24 protein-coding genes and 1 pseudogene are annotated in these 24334 nt (G+C 36.3%); 3 read left to right on the top strand and 22 right to left on the bottom strand.

What is annotated here, in order from left to right:
- The first annotated feature begins 20 nt into the window (after window positions 1–20).
- On the top strand, window positions 21–848 hold the full coding sequence (locus BLT22_RS03145; RefSeq protein WP_091760599.1) for an ABC transporter permease: 828 nt from the start codon (window positions 21–23) through the stop codon (window positions 846–848).
- A gap of 76 nt (window positions 849–924) precedes the next feature.
- On the opposite strand, the gene smpB is transcribed toward BLT22_RS03145, so the two are convergent.
- From smpB to BLT22_RS03120, 5 genes are all read right to left on the bottom strand, one after another.
- Complete coding sequence (gene smpB, locus BLT22_RS03140) at window positions 925–1386, bottom strand: SsrA-binding protein SmpB (protein ID WP_087057478.1); 462 nt, start codon at window positions 1384–1386, stop codon at window positions 925–927.
- 26 nt (window positions 1387–1412) lie between these two features.
- Entirely contained in the window at window positions 1413–3716 is a 2304-nt protein-coding gene (gene rnr, locus BLT22_RS03135; RefSeq protein WP_236048839.1) for a ribonuclease R, read from the bottom strand.
- Window positions 3713–4462 carry an alpha/beta hydrolase gene (locus tag BLT22_RS03130; RefSeq protein ID WP_087057479.1) on the bottom strand — a complete coding sequence of 250 codons (750 nt, stop codon included), beginning with the start codon at window positions 4460–4462 and terminating at the stop codon, window positions 3713–3715. Before BLT22_RS03130 ends, rnr begins: the two co-directional genes overlap by 4 nt.
- Before the next feature lie 204 nt (window positions 4463–4666).
- Window positions 4667–4897: a preprotein translocase subunit SecG gene (secG, locus tag BLT22_RS03125; RefSeq protein WP_087057480.1), complete on the bottom strand. Its 231-nt coding sequence runs from the start codon at window positions 4895–4897 to the stop codon at window positions 4667–4669.
- Window positions 4898–5031: 134 nt separating this feature from the next.
- Entirely contained in the window at window positions 5032–5853 is an 822-nt protein-coding gene (locus BLT22_RS03120; RefSeq protein WP_091760596.1) for a ZIP family metal transporter, read from the bottom strand.
- Between the two features lie 130 nt (window positions 5854–5983).
- Here BLT22_RS03120 and BLT22_RS03115 point away from each other — a divergent pair, with 130 nt between their 5' ends.
- Window positions 5984–6889: a cation diffusion facilitator family transporter gene (locus BLT22_RS03115; protein WP_236048840.1), complete on the top strand. Its 906-nt coding sequence runs from the start codon at window positions 5984–5986 to the stop codon at window positions 6887–6889.
- Between the two features lie 73 nt (window positions 6890–6962).
- Here the strand turns inward: BLT22_RS03115 and BLT22_RS03110 are convergent, their stop codons facing one another.
- The 17 genes from BLT22_RS03110 to BLT22_RS03030 form a co-directional block, all read right to left on the bottom strand.
- Window positions 6963–8435: a TrkH family potassium uptake protein gene (locus BLT22_RS03110; protein WP_091760590.1), complete on the bottom strand. Its 1473-nt coding sequence runs from the start codon at window positions 8433–8435 to the stop codon at window positions 6963–6965.
- 1 nt (window position 8436) lies between these two features.
- Window positions 8437–9102, bottom strand: a complete 666-nt coding sequence (locus BLT22_RS03105) for a potassium channel family protein (protein ID WP_091760587.1) — start codon at window positions 9100–9102, stop codon at window positions 8437–8439.
- Window positions 9102–9557: a potassium channel family protein gene (locus BLT22_RS03100; protein WP_091760584.1), complete on the bottom strand. Its 456-nt coding sequence runs from the start codon at window positions 9555–9557 to the stop codon at window positions 9102–9104. Before BLT22_RS03100 ends, BLT22_RS03105 begins: the two co-directional genes overlap by 1 nt.
- Window positions 9558–9576: 19 nt before the next feature.
- Window positions 9577–9909 (bottom strand): hypothetical protein, encoded by a 333-nt coding sequence (locus tag BLT22_RS03095; protein ID WP_091760581.1) that lies wholly within the window; start codon window positions 9907–9909, stop codon window positions 9577–9579.
- A gap of 155 nt (window positions 9910–10064) precedes the next feature.
- Window positions 10065–10763: a response regulator gene (locus tag BLT22_RS03090; RefSeq protein WP_091760579.1), complete on the bottom strand. Its 699-nt coding sequence runs from the start codon at window positions 10761–10763 to the stop codon at window positions 10065–10067.
- A 4-nt stretch (window positions 10764–10767) separates the two neighbouring features.
- On the bottom strand, window positions 10768–12279 hold the full coding sequence (locus BLT22_RS03085) for a DUF4118 domain-containing protein (RefSeq protein ID WP_218127230.1): 1512 nt from the start codon (window positions 12277–12279) through the stop codon (window positions 10768–10770).
- A gap of 215 nt (window positions 12280–12494) precedes the next feature.
- Window positions 12495–13796, bottom strand: a complete 1302-nt coding sequence (gene eno / locus BLT22_RS03080) for a phosphopyruvate hydratase (RefSeq protein ID WP_087057483.1) — start codon at window positions 13794–13796, stop codon at window positions 12495–12497.
- Window positions 13797–13882: 86 nt separating this feature from the next.
- A complete protein-coding gene (gene gpmI, locus BLT22_RS03075) occupies window positions 13883–15418 on the bottom strand; it encodes a 2,3-bisphosphoglycerate-independent phosphoglycerate mutase (protein WP_091760576.1) in 1536 nt (511 codons plus the stop codon).
- Between the two features lies 1 nt (window position 15419).
- Window positions 15420–16175 carry a triose-phosphate isomerase gene (gene tpiA / locus BLT22_RS03070; RefSeq protein WP_087057485.1) on the bottom strand — a complete coding sequence of 252 codons (756 nt, stop codon included), beginning with the start codon at window positions 16173–16175 and terminating at the stop codon, window positions 15420–15422.
- A gap of 117 nt (window positions 16176–16292) precedes the next feature.
- A complete protein-coding gene (locus tag BLT22_RS03065) occupies window positions 16293–17480 on the bottom strand; it encodes a phosphoglycerate kinase (protein WP_091760574.1) in 1188 nt (395 codons plus the stop codon).
- A 301-nt stretch (window positions 17481–17781) separates the two neighbouring features.
- Complete coding sequence (gene gap / locus BLT22_RS03060) at window positions 17782–18783, bottom strand: type I glyceraldehyde-3-phosphate dehydrogenase (protein WP_087057487.1); 1002 nt, start codon at window positions 18781–18783, stop codon at window positions 17782–17784.
- A 91-nt stretch (window positions 18784–18874) separates the two neighbouring features.
- The gene (gene gap / locus BLT22_RS03055) at window positions 18875–19867 is read right to left on the bottom strand and encodes a type I glyceraldehyde-3-phosphate dehydrogenase (protein ID WP_087057488.1); all 993 of its coding nucleotides are present in this window, start codon (window positions 19865–19867) and stop codon (window positions 18875–18877) included.
- A 27-nt stretch (window positions 19868–19894) separates the two neighbouring features.
- Window positions 19895–20929, bottom strand: a complete 1035-nt coding sequence (locus BLT22_RS03050) for a sugar-binding transcriptional regulator (RefSeq protein WP_091760571.1) — start codon at window positions 20927–20929, stop codon at window positions 19895–19897.
- A gap of 262 nt (window positions 20930–21191) precedes the next feature.
- Window positions 21192–21752, bottom strand: a complete 561-nt coding sequence (locus BLT22_RS03045) for a thioredoxin domain-containing protein (RefSeq protein ID WP_236048841.1) — start codon at window positions 21750–21752, stop codon at window positions 21192–21194.
- Window positions 21753–21985: 233 nt separating this feature from the next.
- A complete protein-coding gene (clpP, locus tag BLT22_RS03040) occupies window positions 21986–22582 on the bottom strand; it encodes an ATP-dependent Clp endopeptidase proteolytic subunit ClpP (RefSeq protein ID WP_087057490.1) in 597 nt (198 codons plus the stop codon).
- A gap of 175 nt (window positions 22583–22757) precedes the next feature.
- Window positions 22758–23102, bottom strand: coding sequence for a hypothetical protein (locus tag BLT22_RS03035; RefSeq protein WP_091760569.1), 345 nt, complete (start codon window positions 23100–23102; stop codon window positions 22758–22760).
- 14 nt (window positions 23103–23116) lie between these two features.
- Window positions 23117–23596, bottom strand: a complete 480-nt coding sequence (locus tag BLT22_RS03030; RefSeq protein ID WP_091760567.1) for a nucleoside 2-deoxyribosyltransferase — start codon at window positions 23594–23596, stop codon at window positions 23117–23119.
- 402 nt (window positions 23597–23998) lie between these two features.
- On the opposite strand from BLT22_RS03030, the pseudogene BLT22_RS03025 reads away from it, so the two are divergent.
- A pseudogene (locus tag BLT22_RS03025) lies at window positions 23999–24196 on the top strand (tyrosine-type recombinase/integrase); the annotation flags it as partial.
- Window positions 24197–24334 lie beyond the last annotated feature (138 nt).

Below are 24334 nucleotides of genomic sequence, written 5' to 3'. Positions count from 1 at the left end.
TTTATATAAGGAGGATTTTTATGGATCAGAATCAGTCGATTAGTCAAGATCGCTTACAGAAGACTATCATTTCTAAAAAGCGGCCATCGCCCCCTAATTCTTTTACTTCTGTAAGAATTTTTGCCATGAGGGCTCTTCTCAGAACGAAGCATGCACCGACGGCTTTATTGGATATTACAGCTATGCCCATTTTATTTTTACTGTTGTTTACGTATCTTTTCGGAGGCGCCATTGCGGGTTCCGTTCAAGAATATCTTCAATTCATTTTGCCGGGAATCTTAGTACAAGCAGTGACTCAAATCACGATGTATACTGGACTCGATTTAAATAAAGATATCCAAAAAGGCTTTTTTGATCGACAGCGGACCTTACCGATCTGGTCTCCATCTTCATTAGTTGGTGCAATGTTGTTTGATACCTTACGCTACACGATCGCTTCCATTATAATGATTATTTTTGCAATGATCTTAGGTTTCAGACCCCAAGGCGGATTCTTTGGACTGATTTTTGCAGTGGCCTTATTGCTAGTCTTTGCATTTTGTTTATCCTGGATTTGGAATGTATTAGCTTTGGTTTTAAAATCCGAAAACGCTTTAATGACTATTGCAATGATGGTTATTTTCCCACTCACATTCTTAAGCAGTGCGTTTGTAGATCCAGAGACAATGCCTCATTCTTTGGAACTATTTGTTCATATTAATCCAATAACTATTCTTGTTGATGCAGTAAGAGGCTTAATGCATGGAAATGTTATGCTCTCAGATATTTTCTGGACCCTTACAGCTTCTGGCACTTTGCTTATTATTTTTGCTCCTATTACAATGTACCTCTATCATAAGAAAAATTAATCGTTTTTTTTTATAGATTATGAATATATAAATAAATACCAGAGCCGTTTTAGATGCTCTGGTATTTATTGGTTTATTAGCGATAGTCTTTTAATGCACGCTCTACTTGTCGTTTCTGATCTTTGCGTTTAATGGATTCACGCTTATCATATTGTTTCTTACCTTTTGCTAATCCGATAAGCACTTTAGCATATCCATTTTTTATATAGACTTTTAATGGAACGATTGTTACTCCGCCTTGTTTCACTTCTCCAACGAATTTATCAATTTGTTTTTTCTTCATCAATAATTTTCGTGTTCTTAATGGATCATGATTAAACTGGTTCCCTTTTTCAAATGGCGCAATATGCACATTATATAAGAACATCTCACCATTTCGGATACTTGCATAGCCATCTTTCAGATTGATTCTTCCAGCTCTGATAGACTTTATTTCTGTTCCATTGAGTACGATCCCAGCTTCAACCGTATCCAATATACTATATTCATATCTTGCTTTCCTATTTTGAGCAATCAGCTTGCCTTCACCTTTAGGCACCTAGATCACCCTCCTTCTGTCTCAGGCTATTGCTTGCGTTTGCCTGTTCTTTTTTTCTTGGTTTTTCTTTTTTGTGTATGCTGATTTTTACGATCAGCTTTTTTATCGTGTTTCTTTTTCTTAGGTTTTTCACCTTCTGGTAAGTCAGCCAATTCAAAGTCAATCTGATACCCTTCTTTATTCGCTGCTACCAGTTTGACTTTTACAGGTTCTCCGATGCGGAAAATCTTACCTGTATGTTGTCCAATCAACAATAGTCCACGTTCGCTGAACTCATAATAATCATCATTCATTTTCGAAATATGAACTAATCCTTCAACAGAATTGGGTAACTGAACGAACATGCCAAAGTTTGTAACAGAAGTAACTAGACCTTCGAATTCTTCGCCAATCTTTCCTTCCATAAATTCTGTTTTCTTCAATTCATCTGTTTCTCTTTCAGCATCTACGGCACGACGTTCCGTTTTGGAACTATGTTCCGCGATTTCAGGGAGTTTTTTCTCCCAACGCTTCCGTGCTTTCTCGTCTTTAGCTACTTCATCATAGTAATGAATCAAACGATGCAAAATCAAATCTGGATAACGTCTGATTGGAGAAGTAAAGTGAGAATAATAATCAGCTGCTAATCCGTAGTGTCCAATAGGATCTACGTCATATTTAGCTTGCTGCATTGATCTCAACATCAGCATACTAACCACAATTTCTTCTGGTTTCCCTTTAACTTCCTTCATTACAGCTTGTAAATCTTTAGGCGAAACACTGTCCTTTGTTCCTTTTACATTAATTCCAAAACTAGTCACAAATTCGAGAAATCGCTGCATTTTAGCTTCATCTGGACGCGCATGGATACGATAAAGAATTGGCAGATCTTGTTTTGCATAATATTCAGATACAGTCTCGTTGGCTGTAAGCATGAATGATTCAATCAATCGCTCGCCAATACCTCGTTCACGAATGACAATATCTGTTGGATTTCCTTCAGAGTCGACTTCGATTTTTGCTTCTTTTGAATCAAAATCAATCGATCCGCGCTGTTCTCTTTTCTTTTCTAAGATATGATGGAGTTCGCCCATCGTCTCAAAATGTTCTACAAGATCAGCATGTTCCTCCATCGCTTTTGGATCTTTTTCCATCAAAATATCGTTTACAGCTGAATAAGTCATTCGACGATAAGATCTAATGACACTTGGGAAAATCTCGTAGCTGACCACGTCTCCTGAAGCATCAATTTCCATCTCACAACTAAGTGTTAATCTATCAACATTTGGATGGAGAGAACAAATTCCATTAGATAGTCTCTGTGGCAGCATTGGAATCACTCTATCTGTTAAATAGACACTCGTGCCTCGTTCAAATGCTTCTTGATCCATTGCACTATCTTCTGTTACATAATGTGAAACATCTGCAATATGAACGCCTAAGTGAAAATGTCCGTTTTCAAGTTTCTTAACGACTACAGCATCATCTAAATCTTTTGCATCTGCTCCATCAATCGTTACGATGACTTCATCTCGCAAATCTCGTCTGCCAGCTAAGTCTTCTTCAGCAATTTTTTCCGGTACCGCTTCTGCTTCTTCAATAACTTCTTTTGGAAACTCAGAAGGGATGCCATATTTGTTTACAATGGTTAAAATCTCGATACCTGGTTCATCTTTGTGTCCAATTGTACGCATGATAATTCCATACATATCTTCTTCACTTGATCTCGGGTACTTTGTCACTTCTACTTGAACGATACTGCCTTCAACAGGTCGTATCCCTTTAGCCGTAATTTGAAGTTTCATACTTGGCAACTTTTTATTTTGTGTCTGAACGTAACCAAATAGTCCACGTTCTTCTACTTCATCGTCTGTATAGGCATGAAATTCTCCTACAAGTGATTTCGTTGCGCGTTCGACTACTTCTAATACTCTTCCCACAGGTCCTTTGCCTTTCCAAGGAACAGCTTCTTTTGTAACTTCAATAGTGACTAAGTCGCCGTTTAGTGCAGAATTTGTTTCATGAGGTGGAATAAAGATATCTTCTTCAAATTCTTCAATCGGAACAAATCCAAAACCCTTATCTGTTCCGCTAAATACGCCTTGCATAACTGGTTCTGCCTCTTTAAGTTTAAATCGCCCTTGCTGTGTCAGTATAATTCTCCCTTCACGTTCTAATTCTGCTATGGCATTGACCAGTTTTTTAAAATCTTTAGAGCCCGTACTGTTTAGTCCTTCACTGATATCATTGACTTCCACACTGTTTAATTCACTTTTTTCAATAAAGGTTAAAACTTTTTGCTTTAATTGTTCTATTTCTTCGTTTACTTCCTCGTTCATTTCCTTACTCATGTATTGCCTCCATTCCATTCTAATGTAGATAAGAATGATAATAAATCTACTTGTAATTGTTTACCTGTTGGCCCCGTTGTAATACTATGCGGACCTTCTTCATACCAATGAAAATCTACATTTGCATTGATTAAGGCGTCTCTATACTCACCAGATTGATGAGGATTAATCATTTCATCTCTTCCGCCTTGACCTATAAATACATTTCCTTTGACATTTTTATATTGCGGTACCATCGTTTGAATAAAATCGTTTAGTCCTGTTAGAATTATTTTCAATTGAGGTTCTGCCGCTGTTTTTAATCCAGCAACTTCTTCTCTAGAATACCCTGCTTGCTCTTTTAGATTTTCATACCAAGTCATGAAGTTTTCTGGAACATGACTCTCTTGATTATCTATCACTGGAGAAGAAAACGTTCCTGCTGCTAAAACATCTTTTGTTAACATTAGATGTGTGGCTACAATCCCCCCTAATGATAAGCCGAAAACAGCTATCTCTTTATATCCCTTTTCTTTTAAAAATTCATAGGCTTTTTCCCCATCTTTTTTCCAGTCTTCAATTCCGTAATCAAATAAATCATCCGGATTATCTGTTCCGTGACCAGATAAAGTAGGTGCATAGACGGTATAATCAGCTCGTTCTAGTGCACGTGCTAAACTTCTCACATCATTTGGAGTACTTGTAAATGCATGGAAAAGTAAAACAGCTCGTGGGCCTTTTTCAAAAAAAATTGTTTTATCTCTCATTCTTTTCACTCCTTAACTCTATATCTTTATTTTACCTTAATTGATCCTTTTTTAATACCAAAATACAATACCTACTAATCTCATACCTATTGCTTACTGATTAACCAAAATAAAAAGAGCAATTCCATCGTCCGCTTAAGCATGCTGGATCCCCATGCTCGGGTACTGTGGATTTGCTCCTTATCAGTTTGTATTTTAAATTACTTAAAAGAATCGAGTTAGGGCTAAAGCAATAACAAAGAAAAGTACAATGCAGACGATTGTCGTTTTAATCAAAACAGCTTCAAATCCTCTTGCTTTTTGTTTTCCAAATAATTGACTAGCACCACCTAAAAAGGCATTTGACGCATTCTGCGTTTTAGTTGGCTGCATTGCAACTACGATTATAATAAATACTGATAATACGAGCATAAATCCTAATAATATATCATACATATCGGAATTGACCTCCCTTTCATAAGTCTCTCACTACTTAATATAGCACAAACGTTTTTGTATTACTAGAGGGATTGTCATTTCCATATTTAGGAATCCCTCTGTACCAGCTATTGATCTATTCTATTTTAGAGTTATCCTAATGCAACGTCTAAAACCATCATAATCACAAATCCAACCATCAAGGATAAGGTTGCAATATCTTTATTCCCATTTGTCTGAGATTCTGGGATCAACTCTTCAACTACGACAAAAATCATAGCGCCGGCTGCAAATGCTAATGCATACGGTAAGATGGCTGCCATTGAAATAACTGCCACTGCCCCGATAACCGCAGCAATTGGTTCAACAATCGCTGAAAGCTGTCCATAATTGAATGCTTTAAGTCTACTGGTGCCTGCTGCTCTAATCGGCATAGATAAAGCAGACCCTTCTGGTATGTTTTGGATTCCGATCCCAATAGCTAAGCCCACAGCACTCAAAAAGGCATCTCCGTTTGCTGCTCCTGCTACCACCGCTCCAAATGCAACCCCAACAGATAAACCTTCTGGTATATTATGTATGGTAATCGCTAGAAAAAGAAGCAAGTTCTTGGAAGCTTTTGTTTTTGGTCCTTCACTATTTTCTTCCGGTTCATTCAAATGTAAATGCGGAATCACTACATCAATCAACCTTAAGAAAAACCCTCCCATCATAAAGCCAACAGCAGCTGGCACAAAAGCCCAGATACCATATCCGCTATCTTCCGCATTGGAGATAGAAGGGGCTAATAGTGACCAGAATGATGCAGCTATCATGACGCCTGCTGCAAAACCATTCATGACGTCTAAAAATTTACGGTTGATATCTTTAAATAAGAAAACAAATGCAGAGCCGAATATTGTACAACTCCAAGTAAAAAGGCCCGCTATTAAAGCTTGTAAAACGGGATGAAATGAACTAAATGTTTCAAGCATACTGCTTTTCTCCTTCTTAATAAATTTCTGTAGTTCCTATAATTTTATTCCTTGATTAAAGAAAAGTATAATGAGTATAAGAAATTGGCTACTACTAGTATACTATACATTATATATAGGAGGAATCGAATTGCCTAATCAAAATAAAAATCACCATCAATCAAAATCAGCTTCTAAAAACGATCAAACCGTCAAAAATATCGGTATTGTATTTATATTAAACCTTGTATTTTCCGGTCTGGAATTTATTTTTGGTTTTATTTTCAATAGTTCAGCTATTTTATCAGATGCTGTACATGATCTAGGAGATTCTGTTTCAGTCGGTCTTGCCTTTTTTTTCCAGAAATATTCTACCAAAAAAAGCAACGATAAATTTAGTTTTGGTTATCAACGGTTTTCATTACTAGGTGCTTTGATTACAGCAGTTGTTTTATTAGCAGGATCAATTCTAGTAGCTTTTAGAAGTGTTCCTCTGCTTTTTGATCCACAACCTGTTAATTCATCAGGTATGCTTTGGATTTCGATTTTTGCAATTGTAGTTAATGGTTATGCTGCTTGGCTTATGAGCAAAGGAAAATCTGAAAATGAAAGCTTTTTGAATTTGCATATGTTAGAAGATGTTCTTGGATGGATAGGTGTTCTTGTCGTCAGTATTATTATGCAGTTTTCAAATTTATATATATTAGATCCTATGCTATCCATTGGTATTGCGCTTTATATTTTTGTACAAGCTGTTCCGAAATTTTATCATACTTTAACGATCTTTCTTGAAAGTGTGCCGGAAGGCGTAGATTTGAATGAACTCGAAAGCAATATCCTGACAATCGAAGAGATTGATGATTTTTCTCACTTTCATTTCTGGTCTATTGATGGTCAAGAGAATGCTTTTTCAGTCACTTTACTCGTTTCTTCTGAACATATGAAAGATGCATCAAAAATTAAAGCCCAGGTACGCGAACAGTTAGAAGGTTATAATGTAACCCATTCAACGATTGAACTTGTTACAGAAAAAAAAGATTTACGAAAACATAATTAGAGTATAGTACAAAAGACTTCTTATCATCAATGTAGGTATCTGATGGTAAGAAGTCTTTGATTTGAAAAGTATTTTATGCTGTCTTTCTAAATTTATGTTTTAAAGAATACATCCCTGAATAGGCACCAACCAGTATGATAAAGATTTCTAATCTGCCTAAAATCATTCCGAACATTTGAATAATTAAGGTACCATAATCTGTACTAGGACCTGTAAGTCCAATAGATAATCCGACTGTTCCTAAAGATGAGGCAAACTCAAACATGGCTTCTGTCAATGTTGCACCAGACGTCCACGTAATTAGGATTCCTCCAGTTAATAAAATTAATATATAAAAAGTAATAAACCCGATAGTATCTGTCATTAAGGAAGTATCAATTTCTTGTTTCCCTTGGGCTGTCTGATAATAGGCAGTATTAACTCTTCTAGTGGAAGAAACTCTTTTTTTGATATTAAGACCTAAAATCCTTAACATTAGATAAACCCTAGTCAGTTTCAACCCTCCAGCAGTTGATCCTAATCCTCCACCTATAACCATCATTATGATCATGATACCAATACCAGCAGCAGGCCAAGTATCATACGTCGTTGTCGAATATCCAGTCGTAGATAGAGCTGAAACAATATTAAACAAAGCATGTCTGAAACTTTCCCCTAATCCCATATACATTTCAGAAAATATAGAAAAGGATAGTAATGGTAAAAATACCAATAGAATCAGTCCAAAAAATCTTAATTCACTTACCTTGATGAGCTGACTGAATTTTCTTCTAGCTAGTAACAATAGTACAGCAAAGTTAGTCGTTCCAATTACCATTAACATAATCGTTACAGCTTCTATTTTTAAGCTTTCATAGGCTCCGATACTATTTACTTCTGTTGAAAATCCACCTGTAGAGAGCGCGGACATTGCGTGTAAGAGACTATCCAGAATAGGCATTCCGAAAAGTATATAAACCATCGTTCCTATTGCTAAAAAGAAACTGTACATCTTAAAAATGACTTGTGCTGTATTTTTTATATTTGGCATCAAACGATCTGTATGCCCTTCTGCATTATAAAGGCTCATTGATTCTTTTCCTTGTATCAACATAATCATCATCATCATGAATCCTAACCCTCCACAAAATTGCATAAAACTCCTGTAAAATAGAAAAATTGGAGGAGTGACACTGACATCCATTACAGATAATCCTGTAGTTGTCCAGCCGCTGACTGCTTCATATAAAGACTGAATAAACGTTAGCTGATTGGACAAGTAAAAAGGAAAAGCACCCATGAAGAAGCCATAGAACCACGCAAAAAGAACAATTAGACTTCCCGTTTGATTCATATACTGAAAATCTATTTCTGTACTCTGAGACTTAAACTTTTTCCCAACAACCAATCCTCCTAAGATAGAGAAAAGGGATGGAATAATAAAAGACATACTATAAACACTGTCTTGAGGGTAAAAAGGAATCATCCCCAAAGGAACCAATGTTAATGTTCCAATAATTATCATTAACTTTCCAATGTTATTTAACTCTTTAAATTTAAAGTTCATATCAAATCTCTCCTGTTAGTTCTTTAATTGCTTTTTCCTTTTTATCGGATGAGATTAAAATCAATTCATCACCGGCTTGAATTCTAGTATCTCCTCTGGGTACCATGCTTTCTTCATCTCTTAATATACAGCCGATAATCACTTCTTTAGGCAAATCAATCTCCCATAACTTCTTCCCTACTGTTTTAGCTTTCATGGGGATTTTGACTTCGGCAATGGTTATGCGCCCTTCTCCTACTGGGATAACTGTTGTAATCTCATCAATCAAAGCTTGTTGCTCGACAATATTAGTGATGGCATTGATCGCTGAAACAACCGAATCAACCCCCATTGCATAAAAGAATTTTATTTTCTTAGGATCATCAATTAAAGAGACCGTTTTATAGACTTCAAATTTCTTTTTGCAGAGTTCACAGATCACAAGATTGGTTTCATCTTTCTGAGTTAAAGCAATCGCAATATCGACTGTTTGTATTTGAGCTTCTTGTAAAACAAAGGGCTTTGTTCCATCGCCAAAAATAACATTCAATTTAGGAATTTCTGCCATTTTTTGACAATGATCGTAGTTGCTATTGATTACCGTTACTTCATATCCTTTTTTTAATAATGATTGACTCATAGAGATTGTTTTATTATACCCGCCAACTAGCAATATATGCTTTTTCATTAGCCTTCTCCTCTCCTACTCTGTTGTTCAGTTAATAGACGATTGATTTCATTGACGGACAGGATTGCGGGATACACAAGCTGAATATCATATCCATCATATACCGCTTTTCTCTCCGGATCATATAATCTGGAAATCACGTTTTCTTTTTTAAAAATTTCTTTTGCCATCTGTGAAATCATAATATTGATCGTATCTGCATCTGTTACAACAATCACAACAGAAGCCTTTTCTATTTGTGCTTCTTTTAATACCGCCAAATTCGTTGCATCTCCTGTAATCGTCATCCCCCCAAAAGAAGGAGCTAATTTTCTAAAAGCAGATTTACCTTTATCAATAACCACAACGTTTTCTCCTTGGTCAGAAAGATCATTTGCTAAGCTTGCGCCCAAACGCCCTGATCCAATAATTAAATTTAACCGATCCATTTTTTGTTCTGCATTAAATAGTTTCATCATCATTCTCCTAATTTAATTAGTCTAATTCCTTACAGTCGTCTTCGAAGTAAGCGGGTCTTTTTTTTGCATTAAATTCACCATAACGGTAAAGATTATACCGTACTGGCTTAAAGGTAGGCTCAAGTGCATTACCAGCTCGATAATGGCTCATAGCTCCATGCTTATGGCCTTTTTTCTCTAAGAGAATCCCGTATAGATTATGGGGATGTGGCGCATGTGGAAAATCTTTAAGTGCTTGTCTGATTAGTTCTTCTGCTTTACCAAACTGATGCATATCTATGCTTTCTTTTACTTCTCTACTTAAATCATCTAGTAAAAGCCTGTCTTTTATAGAAATCAATTTTTCCATTTCTTGACCCTCCAATTGTTCTACAACTTTTCTATAACTAAATTTTAACTGCTTAGGTGTGAGGATAGTGTGAGGATGCTGCTATACTCGTTAGCTTTTTGTGAGTTTGCATAAAAAAAGACCTGCCCGAAAGCAGATCGTTTTTCTATTCTATTCTATTGTTCAATCATTCTATAGCCGACACCAATTTCTGTGATAATATATTGTGGTTGAGCAGGATTTGCTTCAATCTTTCTTCGCAGGCCCGCCATCATTGTCCTTAACGCTTGGGTGTCCTCTCCATAAGCTGTTCCCCAGATTTCCTTTAAGATAAATTTAGTTGTTAATACTTTTCCAATATTCTTGAAAAATAGTGCCAATAGGTTATATTCCATAGGCGTAATATGAATAGGCTCTTCCTTTAAGCAAACTATCCTTTTATCGAAATTTATTTTCAGATGGCCTACTTCTATTTCTGATTGTGTTTTTGTCGAACTCATGCGATAATAATGTCTAAATCCCACTCGAATACGGGCTAATAGTTCTGTTGCTGAAAAAGGTTTGGTCAAATAATCATCTGCACCAACATCTAAAGCTTGAGCCTTTTCCTGATCTTGATCTCTTGCAGAGACTACGATAATAGGGACTTCAGACCATTCACGTACTTTTTTAATGATCTCAAGACCATCAATATCTGGTAACCCCAGGTCTAAAATAACCATATCGATACTTTCAGAAATTAAGCTATTCATAGCTTCTTTACCTGAACTAGCCGTTTTATACTCAAAGGATTCATTCTCCAATATATAACTTAAAAACTTTCTTATTTGTATATCATCTTCTACAATTAATATCTTTTCGTGCAATTGACCCATTTCATTACCCCTTTAATGGCAAAGTAAATATAAATTCTGCTCCAGAGACATCTTTGCGGTTTTGAGCAGTTATTGTACCACCGTGCGCTAGTATAGCTGTTTCACAAATTGTCAAACCTAAACCAACCCTGTTTTTTGAATCGACATGTTTTGCCCTAGAAGTATAAAAAGGTTCAAAAATATTAGGTAGCTCTGCTTCAATAATCCCTTCACCTTTATCTGCAATCGTAACTTGAATTTTATTTTGCTTCAAATCCTTTTCAACGATTATTCGAATTTCTCTTTCCTTTACAGAATGTTTAATGGCATTTTCTAGTAAATTAATAAATACTTGTAGAATTAATTTTGAATCTACTGGTACTAATACCATTTCTTGGGGCATTTCTACTGAAATAGTATATCCATGAAACCTTTTCGTTACAAAACGAATCGACTCATCGATTATTTCTTCTAAAGCTTCTGATTTCTTATCCAGAGAAAGCTTTCCATTTTGTAGTCTTGTTAAACTCAAGACATTCTCGACTAGGGAATGCAGCCAAACCGTATCTTCTTGAATGTCTTTGATCATTAAATATCTCACATCTTTATCATCCGTCATACTTAATAACATCTCAGCAGTTGCTATGATTCCAGAAAGAGGTGTTCTCAAATCATGAGAGATCCCTCTCAGCAAATCCCCTTTCTGCCGTTCTTGGGTCGTTTCTTCATTTGATCTTGCCCTTTGCTTGGATAAATAAATCCTGTCCATCGCTAATGCAGTATTCTCAATCATTGATAGTAAAGTTCTTTTTTGGGCATCCGTAATCTGCTCGGCAACTTCTGTTGAGATTCGGATTAATCCTAATACATTCTCTTGTCCATAAATAATCCAATAGTAATAATTCGCATCAATGTAAAACCCTCGCCTTGTTCCTTGAACTTTTTCTTTTATATTATTTTCATCCGTAATATATTCAGTAGTTTGTTGAGTTGGCGATTTTTGCTGTAAAAAGAAATCACTGGGATTCCCATTTTCATTAAAATATAAGCAGCCGACATTTGTATTCAACACCTGACTTATTGATTGAATTGCGATGCTGGCAACTTCTTTAATTTCAAGTGTATCGGTTAAGCGGCTTGTTAAATTATATAAAGTCTTTGTTTCGTTTTCTTTTTCTTGTGCTTTTAGTGTATTGAGTTGGATCCTAGAAGTTAATGTACTCGTAATAATTGCTGCAGTCGTCATAATGATAAAAGTTAATAGATAACTCGGATTATCCACTGTTAACGTATAATAGGGACTTGTAAACAAATAATTAAATAAAATAGTCGCTATCAGACTTGCCAGGATTCCATAGACATATCCCGAAGTAAACCTTGAAATGAGCAGTACCGCCAATAAATAAATAATAACCACATTTGTTTCAGGAAATCCTAGTTCAATAAATAGATTGCCTATACCAGAAGCTGCCCCTAATATGCACCCCATCAATAAAATATGGATCATTATGTACCTTTGTGCCTTTTTATTTATCATTCTATTTCCTTCCACCTTCAGCCCAATATGATTTCCCTCTCATTTTATAGTAATCTTTAAACGATTGCACCTGATTTTTATAGTTATCGTTTTACAGTTTAACAAAAAAACCCCTTAATCTACTATAGAAAACGTAGATTAAGGGGTTAAAGTCTGAGTAATTACAGGTTCAACCAGTAATACTAAACTGATTTAATCTTTAAATTAAGATTAAATTATTTGTTTTTTAGGTTGTAGAATGCATCTAAGCCTTCGTAGACAGCTAAGTCGCCTAATTGGTCTTCGATTCTTAATAATTGGTTGTATTTAGCGATACGGTCAGTACGGCTCAATGAACCAGTTTTGATTTGTCCAGCATTTGTTGCAACTGCGATATCAGAAATTGTTGAGTCTTCTGTTTCACCTGAACGGTGAGATACTACGGCAGTGTAACCAGCTTTTTTAGCCATTTCGATTGCATTGAATGTTTCTGTCAATGTACCGATTTGGTTAACTTTGATTAAGATAGAGTTACTGATGTTGTTGTCGATACCACGTTTAAGGATTTCAGTGTTTGTAACGAACAAGTCATCTCCAACTAGTTGAACTTTGTCGCCTAAGCGTTCAGTTAATAGTTTGAAACCATCCCAGTCATTTTCGTCCATACCATCTTCAATTGAAAGGATTGGATATTTGTTTACTAATTCTTCAAGGTAATCTACTTGTTCAGCAGCAGAACGTTTTGCTCCGCCTTCACCTTCGAATTTAGCATAGTTGTATACGCCGTCTTCGTAGAATTCAGAAGCAGCACAGTCAAATCCAAGGTATACATCTTTACCTGGTTCAAGACCTACTTTTTTGATTGCTTCAAGAATTGTTTCAACACCGTCTTCAGTTCCTTCGAAACGAGGAGCAAATCCACCTTCGTCACCAACAGAAGTTTCTAGTCCACGGTCTTTTAAGATTGCTTTAAGTGCGTGGAAGATTTCAGCTCCCCAACGTAAAGCTTCTTTGAATGTTGGAGCTCCAACAGGCAAGATCATAAATTCTTGGAATGCGATCGGTGCATCAGAGTGAGAACCACCATTAACGATATTCATCATTGGTGTTGGTAACACTTTAGTGTTTGTTCCACCTAAATATCTGTATAGAGGAAGATCTAAATAATCAGCAGCTGCACGAGCAACAGCAATTGACACGCCTAAAATAGCGTTAGCGCCTAATTTACCTTTATTAGGTGTTCCGTCTAATTCGATCAACGCTTTATCAACGCCCATTTGATCACGGATATCCATACCGATGATTGCTTCAGCAATTGTATTATTAACATTATCAACTGCTTTAGTAACACCTTTACCTAAATAACGGTCTTTGTCTCCATCACGTAATTCAACGGCTTCATGTTCACCAGTTGAAGCACCTGAAGGAACCATTCCACGTCCGAAAGCGCCTGATTCTGTAAATACTTCTACCTCAATAGTTGGGTTACCACGAGAATCTAAAACTTCACGTGCTAGTACATCTGTAATATATGGCATTTATAATTATCTCCTTTTAGTTTTGTTTTTTTATTTATACTCACTTTTTTAAGTGGTCAAATACATCATAAGTGTTGCATTGGTAATTATCTATCTTGAATGATCAGACTTTCTCCAGTCATCTCTTTAGGTTTCTCAATATTCAACAGTTCAAGCATTGTCGGTGATACGTCAGCTAATTTACCATCTTCACGTAAATGAATATTGTGTTTAGTAACGATTACCGGTACAGGAACAGTTGTGTGAGCTGTGTGTGGTTTACCTTCTGGTGTCAATTCAGTATCTGCATTTCCATGATCCGCAAAGATAATAGCTGATCCACCTTTTTCAAGGATCAAATCAACGACTCTACCCAGATTTTCATCAACTGCTTCAATCGCTTTGATTGTTGGTTCTAGCATACCAGAGTGGCCTACCATATCCGGATTTGCAAAGTTCAAGATGATGGCATCATGTTTATCATTTTGAATATCTTCAACCAATGCATCTGTTACTTCATAAGCACTCATTTCTGGTTTCAAATCATACGTTTCAACTTTTGGAGAAGGTATTAAAATACGATTTTCTCCAGGAAACTCATCATTTGTCCCACCATTCATAAAGAAAGTAACGTGTGGATATTTTTCAGTTTCAGCAATGCGTAATTGAGTTAATCCATGATCAGATAGTACTTCTCCAATAACATTTTTCAAATGAACTGGAGGGAACATAACATCTGCTTTCATATCCGCAGTATATTGTGTCATCGTAACAAATTTGATGTTTTTTGGTGTGTTTTTACGCTCAAACTCATCAAAGTCTGGTTCAGTTATCGCACGAGAAAGTTCGCTTGCACGGTCAGGACGGAAGTTGAAGAACACGATTGCATCATTATCTTGAACGGTTCCAACTGGTTTACCATCTTTTTCAATAACAGTAGGAACAATGAATTCATCCATTTTCTCATTTTTGTAGCTTGACTTAACAGCTTCTACTGGATCAGTTGCTTTCACACCTTCGCCATTAAAAATAGCGTCGTATGCTTTTTGAATACGTGGCCAACGGTTATCGCGGTCCATTGCATAAAATCGTCCAGATATAGAAGCAATTGCCCCCACACCTTGTTCAGACATAACATTTTGCAAGTCTTGAATAAATCCAGCTCCTGAATCAGGGGCAACGTCTCGTCCATCAGTAAATGCATGAACATAAACTTTGCTGATGCCCTTTTCTTTTGCTATTTTTAATAGAGAAGTTAAATGACGAGAATGACTATGCACGCCACCATCAGAGATTAATCCAAAGAAGTGTAAGGCTGAATCATTTTCTTTTACATGATCGAAGGCGCCGTTTAAGGCAGTATTTGTCTGTAATTCTTTATCTTCAATCGCTTTGTCTATACGAGTGATACTTTGATAGACAATACGCCCTGCGCCAATATTTGTATGCCCAACTTCAGAATTGCCCATTTGACCTTCAGGCAGTCCTACAGGTAAACCGGAAGCTTGTAAAGTTGCATGAGGATACGTCTTCCAGAAACGGTCAAAATTTGGTTTATTGGCTTGTTCTACTGCATTTCCGTATTGATCAGGTCTCCATCCGAATCCGTCTAAGATGATAATCGCTACAGGTGCTTTACTCATATTACTTAGCCGCCTCCAATAATTTCAAGAATGAATCTGCTTCTAAACTAGCTCCACCAACTAATGCACCATCAATATCAGGTTGTGCCATTAGTTCAGCGATATTAGCAGGTTTTACAGAACCACCATATTGGATACGAACTGCATCCGCTACTACATCACTGTAAAGTTTTGCTACAGTTTGACGAACTACAGAAATGGTGTTGTTAGCATCTTCTGCAGTAGCTGTTTTACCTGTTCCGATTGCCCAGATTGGTTCATAAGCAATAACAGAAGTTTTAATTTGTTCATCAGATAGACCTTTTAATGCTTTCGTTACTTGATCCGCAACTAATTCATTTGTTTGTCCAGCTTCTTTTTGTTCTAATGTTTCTCCAACACAGATAATTGGAATCATACCGTGGTTAAAGATTGCATGAGCTTTTTTATTTACGTCTTCATCTGTTTCGCCAAAGTATTCACGACGCTCAGAGTGTCCAATAATGACATATTGTGTACCTAAATCAGCTAAGGCAGCAGGAGAAGTTTCTCCAGTGAACGCACCTTCGTCTTCAAAATAGCAGTTTTGAGCTGCAATCTTAAGTTCTGAGTCAGCAGTCATGTCAAGTAAGCTTTGAGTAAATAAATTAGGTGCACCGATTACAGCATCTACTTTATCTGAAGAAGGGATATTATTTTTAACCTCTTCGATGAATGATGCCGCTTCAGTAGCTGTTTTATTCATTTTCCAGTTACCAGCAATAATAGGTTTACGCATATTACATTCCTTCTTTCGATTAGTATTTTCTGATTCATATCAGAAAGAGTGTTGCGGTAAGTTTCATTACCGCAGCTACCCTTATTGTACGCTTTAAGTGTTTCATTTTAAACTAAATTACTTATCTGAGATTGCAGCGATTCCTGGTAATTCTTTACCTTCAAGGTATTCTAGTGAAGCTCCTCCACCAGTAGAAATATGACTAAAGTCATCTTCAAAACCAAGTTGTTGTGCAGCAGTTGCTGAATCTCCACCACCAATGATTGTTGTTGCATCATCTAGTTTAGCTAGGGTTTCACAGATAGCACTTGTTCCTTTAGCAAAGTTAGACATTTCAAATACGCCCATTGGGCCATTCCAAACGACTGTTTTTGCGCCTGCAAGCTCTTTAGAGAATAATTCAACTGTCTTAGGCCCAATGTCTAAGCCCATTTTACCTTCAGGAATATTGCCTTCTACTACTTCAGTTTCTACATTATTAGAGAACTCAGCAGCTACAACAGAATCAACAGGAAGAACTAATTTATCTCCAGCTTTTTCAATCAATTCTTTTGCTAAAGAAACTTTGTCTTCTTCAAGTAGTGAACTACCAATGTTTTTTCCTAAAGCTTTGTAGAATGTATAAGTCATTCCGCCACCGATTAAAACTTTGTCAGCTTTAGAAAGCAAGTTTTCAATTACACCGATTTTATCTGAAACTTTTGCGCCACCTAAGATCGCAACGAATGGACGTTTAGGTTCATCAACTGCTCCACCGATAAAGTTGATTTCTTTTTCTACTAAGAAACCAGCTGCTGATTCAACGTTAGAAGCAATCCCAACGTTAGAAGCGTGTGCACGGTGAGCCGTACCAAATGCATCATTTACAAATACGTCCCCTAAGCTAGCCCAATATTTTCCTAATTCTGGATCGTTTTTACTTTCTTTTTTGCCATCTACATCTTCAAAACGAGTATTTTCAAACATTAATACTTCGCCTTCTGAAAGTCCGGCAACAGCAGTTTCTAGTTCTTCTCCACGAGTTTGAGCTACGAATTTAACTTCTTTGTTTAATAATTCGCCTAGGCGCTCAGCAACAGGTGCTAGAGATAAACCAGCCTTGTCCTCTTCAGTTTTCACACGGCCAAGGTGAGAAAATACGATTGCTTTTCCGCCTTGCTCTAGTACATATTTAATAGTTGGTAAAGCTGCTTGGATACGGTTATCGTTTGAGATTTTTCCATCTTTCATAGGTACGTTGAAATCAGCACGTACTAATACTTTTTTACCTTTAAGTGCTAGATCTTTTACTGTCTTTTTAGGCATTAATAGTCTACCTTCCTTTGATTAAATTATTTTCAAGTTCTTTAAATTCAAAAATACGACAATCTATAATAGATTATGTCAATAAATGGGTAGCCAGTCTAACTGTTTATTAAACAAAATAAAAAGCAGGGAAGCGCGATACTAAAGCGATATATTATAGAAAAGAGATCTGTTAAAACGACTGTAATCGTTAATCACATTCTTTTACCATAGTTTATCGCATAGAGTGAGTGCTCCCCCGCTTATTCATTCTTGTTCTGTTCAGTTAATGATCAGTTAGTGTATCTTTACGCTTTTCTTCTTATAAAGAAGCGAAGTATTCAAGAGTACGAACTAATTGAGCAGTATATGACATTTCATTGTCATACCAAGAAACAGTTTTAACTAATTGTTTTCCGCCAGCAGAAATAACTTTTGTTTGAGTTGCATCGAATAATGAACCATAAGTCATTCCTAAAATGTCAGAAGAAACAATTGGGTCTTCAGTATAACCATAAGACTCATTTGCTACTTCTTTCATTGCTGCGTTAACTTCTTCAGCAGTTACTTCTTTAGAAAGAATAACTTGTAATTCAGTCAATGATCCAGCAGGAACTGGTACACGTTGAGCTGCTCCATCTAATTTACCTTGTAATTCAGGCAACACTAGACCGATTGCTTTAGCAGCACCAGTTGAATTAGGAACAATGTTTGCTGCAGCAGCACGAGCACGACGGAAGTCACCTTTAGGGTGTGGTCCATCAAGTGTCATTTGGTCTCCAGTATAAGCATGGATAGTAGTCATTAAACCAGTTTCGATTCCAAACTTGTCGTTTAATGCTTTAGCCATTGGTGCTAAACAGTTTGTTGTACATGAAGCACCAGAAATAACTGTTTCTGATCCATCTAAAGTTTCGTGGTTAGTGTTATAAACGATTGTTTTAACATCGCCAGTTGCAGGTGCAGAAACAACTACACGTTTTGCTCCAGCTTTAAGGTGTAATCCAGCTTTTTCTTGAGAAGTAAAGAATCCTGTACATTCAAGAACGATATCTACTCCAAGGTCTCCCCATGGAAGATCTTCAGGATTACGTTCGCTTAATACTTTAACATCGCGTCCGTCTACAGTGAATTTGCCGTCGCCGACAGTTACTTCACCATTGAAGCGTCCTTGAGTTGTATCGTATTTAAGCAAGTGAACCAACATATTTGGATCTGTCAAGTCGTTTACTGCAACAACTTCTAATCCTTCAACTTCGTTAATACGACGGAATGCTAAACGTCCAATACGTCCAAATCCGTTAATAGCTACTTTTACTGACATAATACAATTTCCTCCTTAGAAAATTGAAAGCTTTATTTTTTTATCTTAATCGACGCTAATCAATTAAGTTTGAAACACTTAAATTATAATTTTATAGATTTGCCATATAGTCTAATGTTCTAACCATATTTCCAGTAAAACCATACTCGTTATCATACCAAGCAACAGTTTTAACTAGTTGGCCAGCGTTACCTTCGATGATTTTTGTTTGAGTTGCATCGAATACTGATCCAGCAGGAACACCAATAATATCTGAAGAGACAATTTCATCTTCGTTATACAAGTAAGCATCTGAAGCGTAATCTTTCATTGCTGAGTTGATTGCTTCAACAGTTACTTCTTTATTCAATACAGAGTATAATTCAACCATTGATCCAGTTACTACTGGAATTCTTACAGCTGTTCCGTCAACTTTTCCATCTACTTCAGGAATAACTTTTCCAACTGCTTTTGCTGCTCCAGTTGAAGCTGGGATAGCATTTTGAGCTCCAGCACGACTCTTACGTCCACCTGGTGAGTCTTGTAATGTTTGAGTTGAAGTATAAGCATGTACTGTGCTCATTAATCCGTGATCAAGTCCGAATTCTTTGTTTAATACGTTGACCATTGGAGACAAGCAGTTTGTTGTACATGAAGCTGCTGAAACGATTTTGTCATCTGATTCAACTGTTTCATGGTTAACACCAAATACGATTGTTTTAAGATCGCCTGAAGCTGGTGCTGAAATCAATACACGTTTTGCTCCGGCATCGATATGAGCTTGAGATTTTTCTGGTGAAGTATAGAAACCAGTACATTCTAATACGATATCGATTCCTAAATCACCCCATGGTAATTGACTAGCATCTTTTTCAGCAAAAGCTTTGATTTCATTTCCAGCAACATAAATTGCATTATCTTTAACTTCTACTTCGTGTGGGAAACGTCCTTGCGCAGTGTCATATTTCAATAAATAAGCTAGATCCTCATTATCTGTTAAGTCGTTGATTGCTACGACCTCTAGGTTTGTATCTGATTCTAAGATTCTACGTAGAGCTAAACGTCCAATACGTCCAAACCCATTAATTGCTACTTTCTTTGACATTATTGTTTCCTCCTTAAATTTTCGTTTCTATTTTAAGGGGTTTCCCCCATTTAAAATCTCGTTAGCTGCTGCCTCATCCGTTACTAACCATGTATGCGGAGGGACAGTTTTTACATAAGCTTCAATTGCTTTAGCTTTGCGTCTTCCGCCTGCTACCGCCACTACGTGAGGAATCCGTCCCATTTGACTTGATTGCAAGCCAATACGAGAGAGTTTGTAAACAATCTCTCCTTTAGGGTTAACGAACTCTCCAAATGCCTCAGCGATCGCATTTTTCTCTTTTAACAAACGAAGTTTTGCATCATTCATTCCACGACGTTCTGCCATTTCAAAAGCACTACCTATACTGTACAAAACTAAAGAAGCATTTTCAACTAATTGAAGTGTTTCTTTGATTTCAGGTTCTTCTGACAAAAGTGAATAGGTATCTGAGCGAACATGATCAGGCGCATATAGTGCCCTGCTCTTTCCGCCAGATTTTCTAGCCATCGTTTCTGCAATAACATTCGCTTGAATGTCGACCGATTCTCCTAACCCGCCACGAGCAGGAACAAAGAGTAACTGTCGATTTTCTCCAAATTTCTCATCCATTGCATGAGCAACTTCTACCATTGTCGTCCCACCCATCACGGCGACAACATTCTTTCCAACAGGTAAAAGAAAATCCAGAGCCTTAATTGCAGCATGTCCCATGTCTTCCAGTATGCGGGTATCTTCATCAGAATTTCCAGGAACAATAATACAATGACTAATTTTTAATGTATGAGCCAATCTAGTTTCCTGATCTTTTGATCTGACGTGTTGCCCCATCATACGTTCGAGCTGACGATAGATTTCAATCCCACTGGAAGTACATTCCATTCCAGCTGAAGAAATTTTGATCAATCCCTGATTACGCAGAATTTCTACTTCACTTCTTAAAATCCGTTCAGTGAATCCAAGTCGACCTGCAAGCGAACGTCTCCCTATCGGCCCAGATTTTTCAATCTGCTTCAATATGTGATAGCGTCTTTTTAAAGTCTGAAATATATCTGGCGCAACTTTTTCAATAACTGACAGCATTCTAGACCTTCTTTCTCGGCTGCATCTACACCTGTACTATTGAGAAAACTTTCTCGATCGAAAGTGCAAAAAGTTCGCAGCGAAAAAGTGCTAGCGTTCATACTGCATACAGATTAAATTCTTTGTCCTTCATAGGTAATTATAAAAGAATTTATTGTTGCGATCTTGTTAACACTTCTTATTTGATTGCGAGTTAATTATACCAACATGCGGGGCATTTTTCAACCCGTAGGTATAAATTAAAGGGACGTTTTATGTCCAATCATTTCCCATGAAGACTATTTGAACTACTTCGATTCAATCTTGTTTCAATGATTTCTTTCAACTCTTCATTTGAAATATGTTCATCAAAAATATAATTATCTATAAAGACAGTAGGAACGAGTTGAACATTCGCTTTTTCTGCTTCGGCTATAATCATTTCTGCATCTGCCAAATTTTCTTGCACTTGCAAGTTCCTTTTCGAAACAGCATATTCTGCCACCTCTGGCTCTTTTAAGCTTCCCCATTCAGTTTGATGTTCAAGAAAATAAGAAAGGTCTTCTTTCGTTTTATCTGCATTATTGTAGTCAAGATAACGATGGATCACATTACCCTTTCTCAAACTTGGTTTTTCTTTATCAAACAATTTTATGATTCTTTCAACTTTTCCTTCTTCTACATAAGAATCTAAAAGTGGGGTTGCATTTTTCCACCATTGTCTGCAAAAAGGACACTTTAAATTTAAAAATTCGACTATTTTGACTGGCGCATTTCCTTTCCCGAGGTGTATACCGCTTTCAGTCGTTACTTCTGATGCATTGATACTCGAAACATCCAACATATCCTCTCCCTTCTTGAATTTCTTAACTCTTTTTATTATAACGCTCTATTATATATATGACCAGTGAGAAGGCTGTTCATAAGAAACAAATTCAATAGCCGATTTATCTTCCAGCTTGTATCGAATTACCTTATATAGAACAAAGTCGTTTCATACGTAAAAAAACAGGACCTGCACTCAATGCAAGTCCTGTTTCTATTTGTACATTTTTATCCATTTTAAAAAATGTTCGATTATTTATTTAAATCCGCTGCGCTATCCATTATTTCATCTACTAAACCGTAGTCTTTTGCTTCTTCAGCCATCATAAAGTTATCACGATCTGTGTCTCGTTCAATAACATCTAGAGGTTGTCCAGTCTGTTCTACTAAAATGTTATTTAGGCGCTCACGAGTTCTTAAGATGTGTTTAGCCGCAATTTCAATTTCAGTAGCTTGCCCTTGTGCGCCACCTAATGGTTGGTGAATCATAATTTCAGCATTTGGAAGTGCGAAACGTTTGCCTTTTTCGCCAGCTGCTAGTAAAAAGCTTCCCATTGAAGCAGCTAAACCAATTGCTATTGTCTGAACATCTGATTTAATAAAGTTCATTGTATCGTAGATTGCTAATCCAGCTGTTACGCTACCACCTGGAGAATTAATATATAGGTAGATATCTTTTTCTGGATCTTGAGCATCCAAGAATAATAATTGGGCGATCACAGAGTTTGCTACTTGATCATCAATTGGTCCGCCTAGCATTATAATACGGTCTTTCAGTAAACGGGAATAAATATCATATGCGCGTTCACCGCGGGGTGATTGTTCAATAACTGTTGGTACTAAATTCATTTGTAATGTCCTCCTTAAATTCACTCAAATTTATTTTAACATAAGTTAATTATTCATTTTGTATGAAACTATAGCTATTGTACTCCAAAGGTCAAAAAAGGTCAAATAGTAAGTTTGTGGTTTTATGTTCGTTTTCTATCTATGACAATGTTAGTATAAAAAAGGATTATTTATATTACCTTGTAATGATATTCCAGAAACCAATCATCATAAAAATTGCAAATATAAACGCAATCACATCTTGAAAGACAATAGACACTGCATAAGTTGAAAGATTTAACATTATAGCAAAAACTGCTATATTTCTGTATAGTTTCGATCTTATATTCTGATCAGCATATATCCATATATTTCTCAAAGCATAAATAAAGAAACCCAAGATCAAGATACCGATAGCAATTTCAAAATAGACTTCAGATTTATCCCAATTCCAACAATAAAGCCAGACAGACCCAAATAGAGAAAAAAATAATGGAAATAAACATTTTTTATAGATTGTTTGATTGATACTGTTTAACATATAATCCCTCTTTGTTAATTTGTCAAAATTTCTTCCAGTTTATTTAGTAGTTTTTCTTTAGAATCTAACACAAATCCTCTTTTTTTTATTAACCCCACTATATAGAGATTAACATAGGAAAACTGCGATTCCGCAATATCGTCGATCGCATCTATTTTCTGCTGGTTCCCAAAGCTTCCTTGTCTTGAATCTGTATAAAGCGCAATGATTGGTTTATTCATAGAATAAAAATACCCAATCTCTGCAGCTAATCCAGGATCAACCACCGGTCCATCCAGTAACGCTACCAATATGTCAGATGCTTCTAAATGAGCATTGTCTCCCTCAGCAATCATGATACTATCTGCATATCCCGACTTATCATTAATTGCTTCGTTCTCTACAGGGTTATAAACCTCTACCTTTAATTTTTTCCTAATTTCATTAGCCAGCAATTTATTATAACTCGCTTCCATTTCACTGAAAAGCGGTCCGCCTAAGTATATTTTCTTCATACTATATAATTTCCTTTCTGGGTTTAAAAGTATGCTTTACTGATTATCTTAGCACACTGTTGCTATAATTAAATCCTTTTTAATAATTTTGTTATTTAATAGGCTGAAACATTGAAAGACTGGAAAAATATCACTCAACACTTGATGATTACAGATGGACTCTTTAAGTAAGAAGTAATAAATTTTCATTATATAAATATCCATATGAATTAAAAAGCTAATGAAAAAAGCTATTTACCTCAGGTTTCTCCATTAACAGAATCTTTTAGTTCTCAGAATTTAAATATGTTTTCGACTGTTTGAACAACAGCTGCCATATCTTCATCTTTTAATGGTTCAATGTATTCAACCTGTCTAAATTTATTGATAAAATCAAGTTGAATTAAGTTCAAACGTTTCTCTAAATATGGTGTTGATCCTAAAGTAGTTTATCCACATTCTTTTAGGCATCTGTTTGCAAAGAACTTTTTATTATATCACAATGATATTGCTTTGTTAGCGGATTTGATGGGACAGGATAGTATTGAAACTACTCGAATCTATCTAAGAAAAACCTCTACTGAACAACAACAAATCGTTGATAAAATTGTTACCTGGTAAACTTATGCGCCTTAAAAGAAGCAAGGCTGGGGAGAAACTAGCAAAAAAAGAAATAACCGTCAAACCACTCTAGTCCTTGGTTTGACGGCTTTCTACTTATTTAGCTAGGCAAATCCTCCTTAGAAGGAGACTTTTGTT

The sequence above is a fragment of the Marinilactibacillus psychrotolerans genome, from assembly GCF_900101525.1.
In the GTDB taxonomy this organism is placed as follows: domain Bacteria; phylum Bacillota; class Bacilli; order Lactobacillales; family Carnobacteriaceae_A; genus Marinilactibacillus; species Marinilactibacillus psychrotolerans.
Note: the sequence above shows the minus strand (reverse complement) of the source record. Positions and strands in the feature narration are given on the sequence as shown.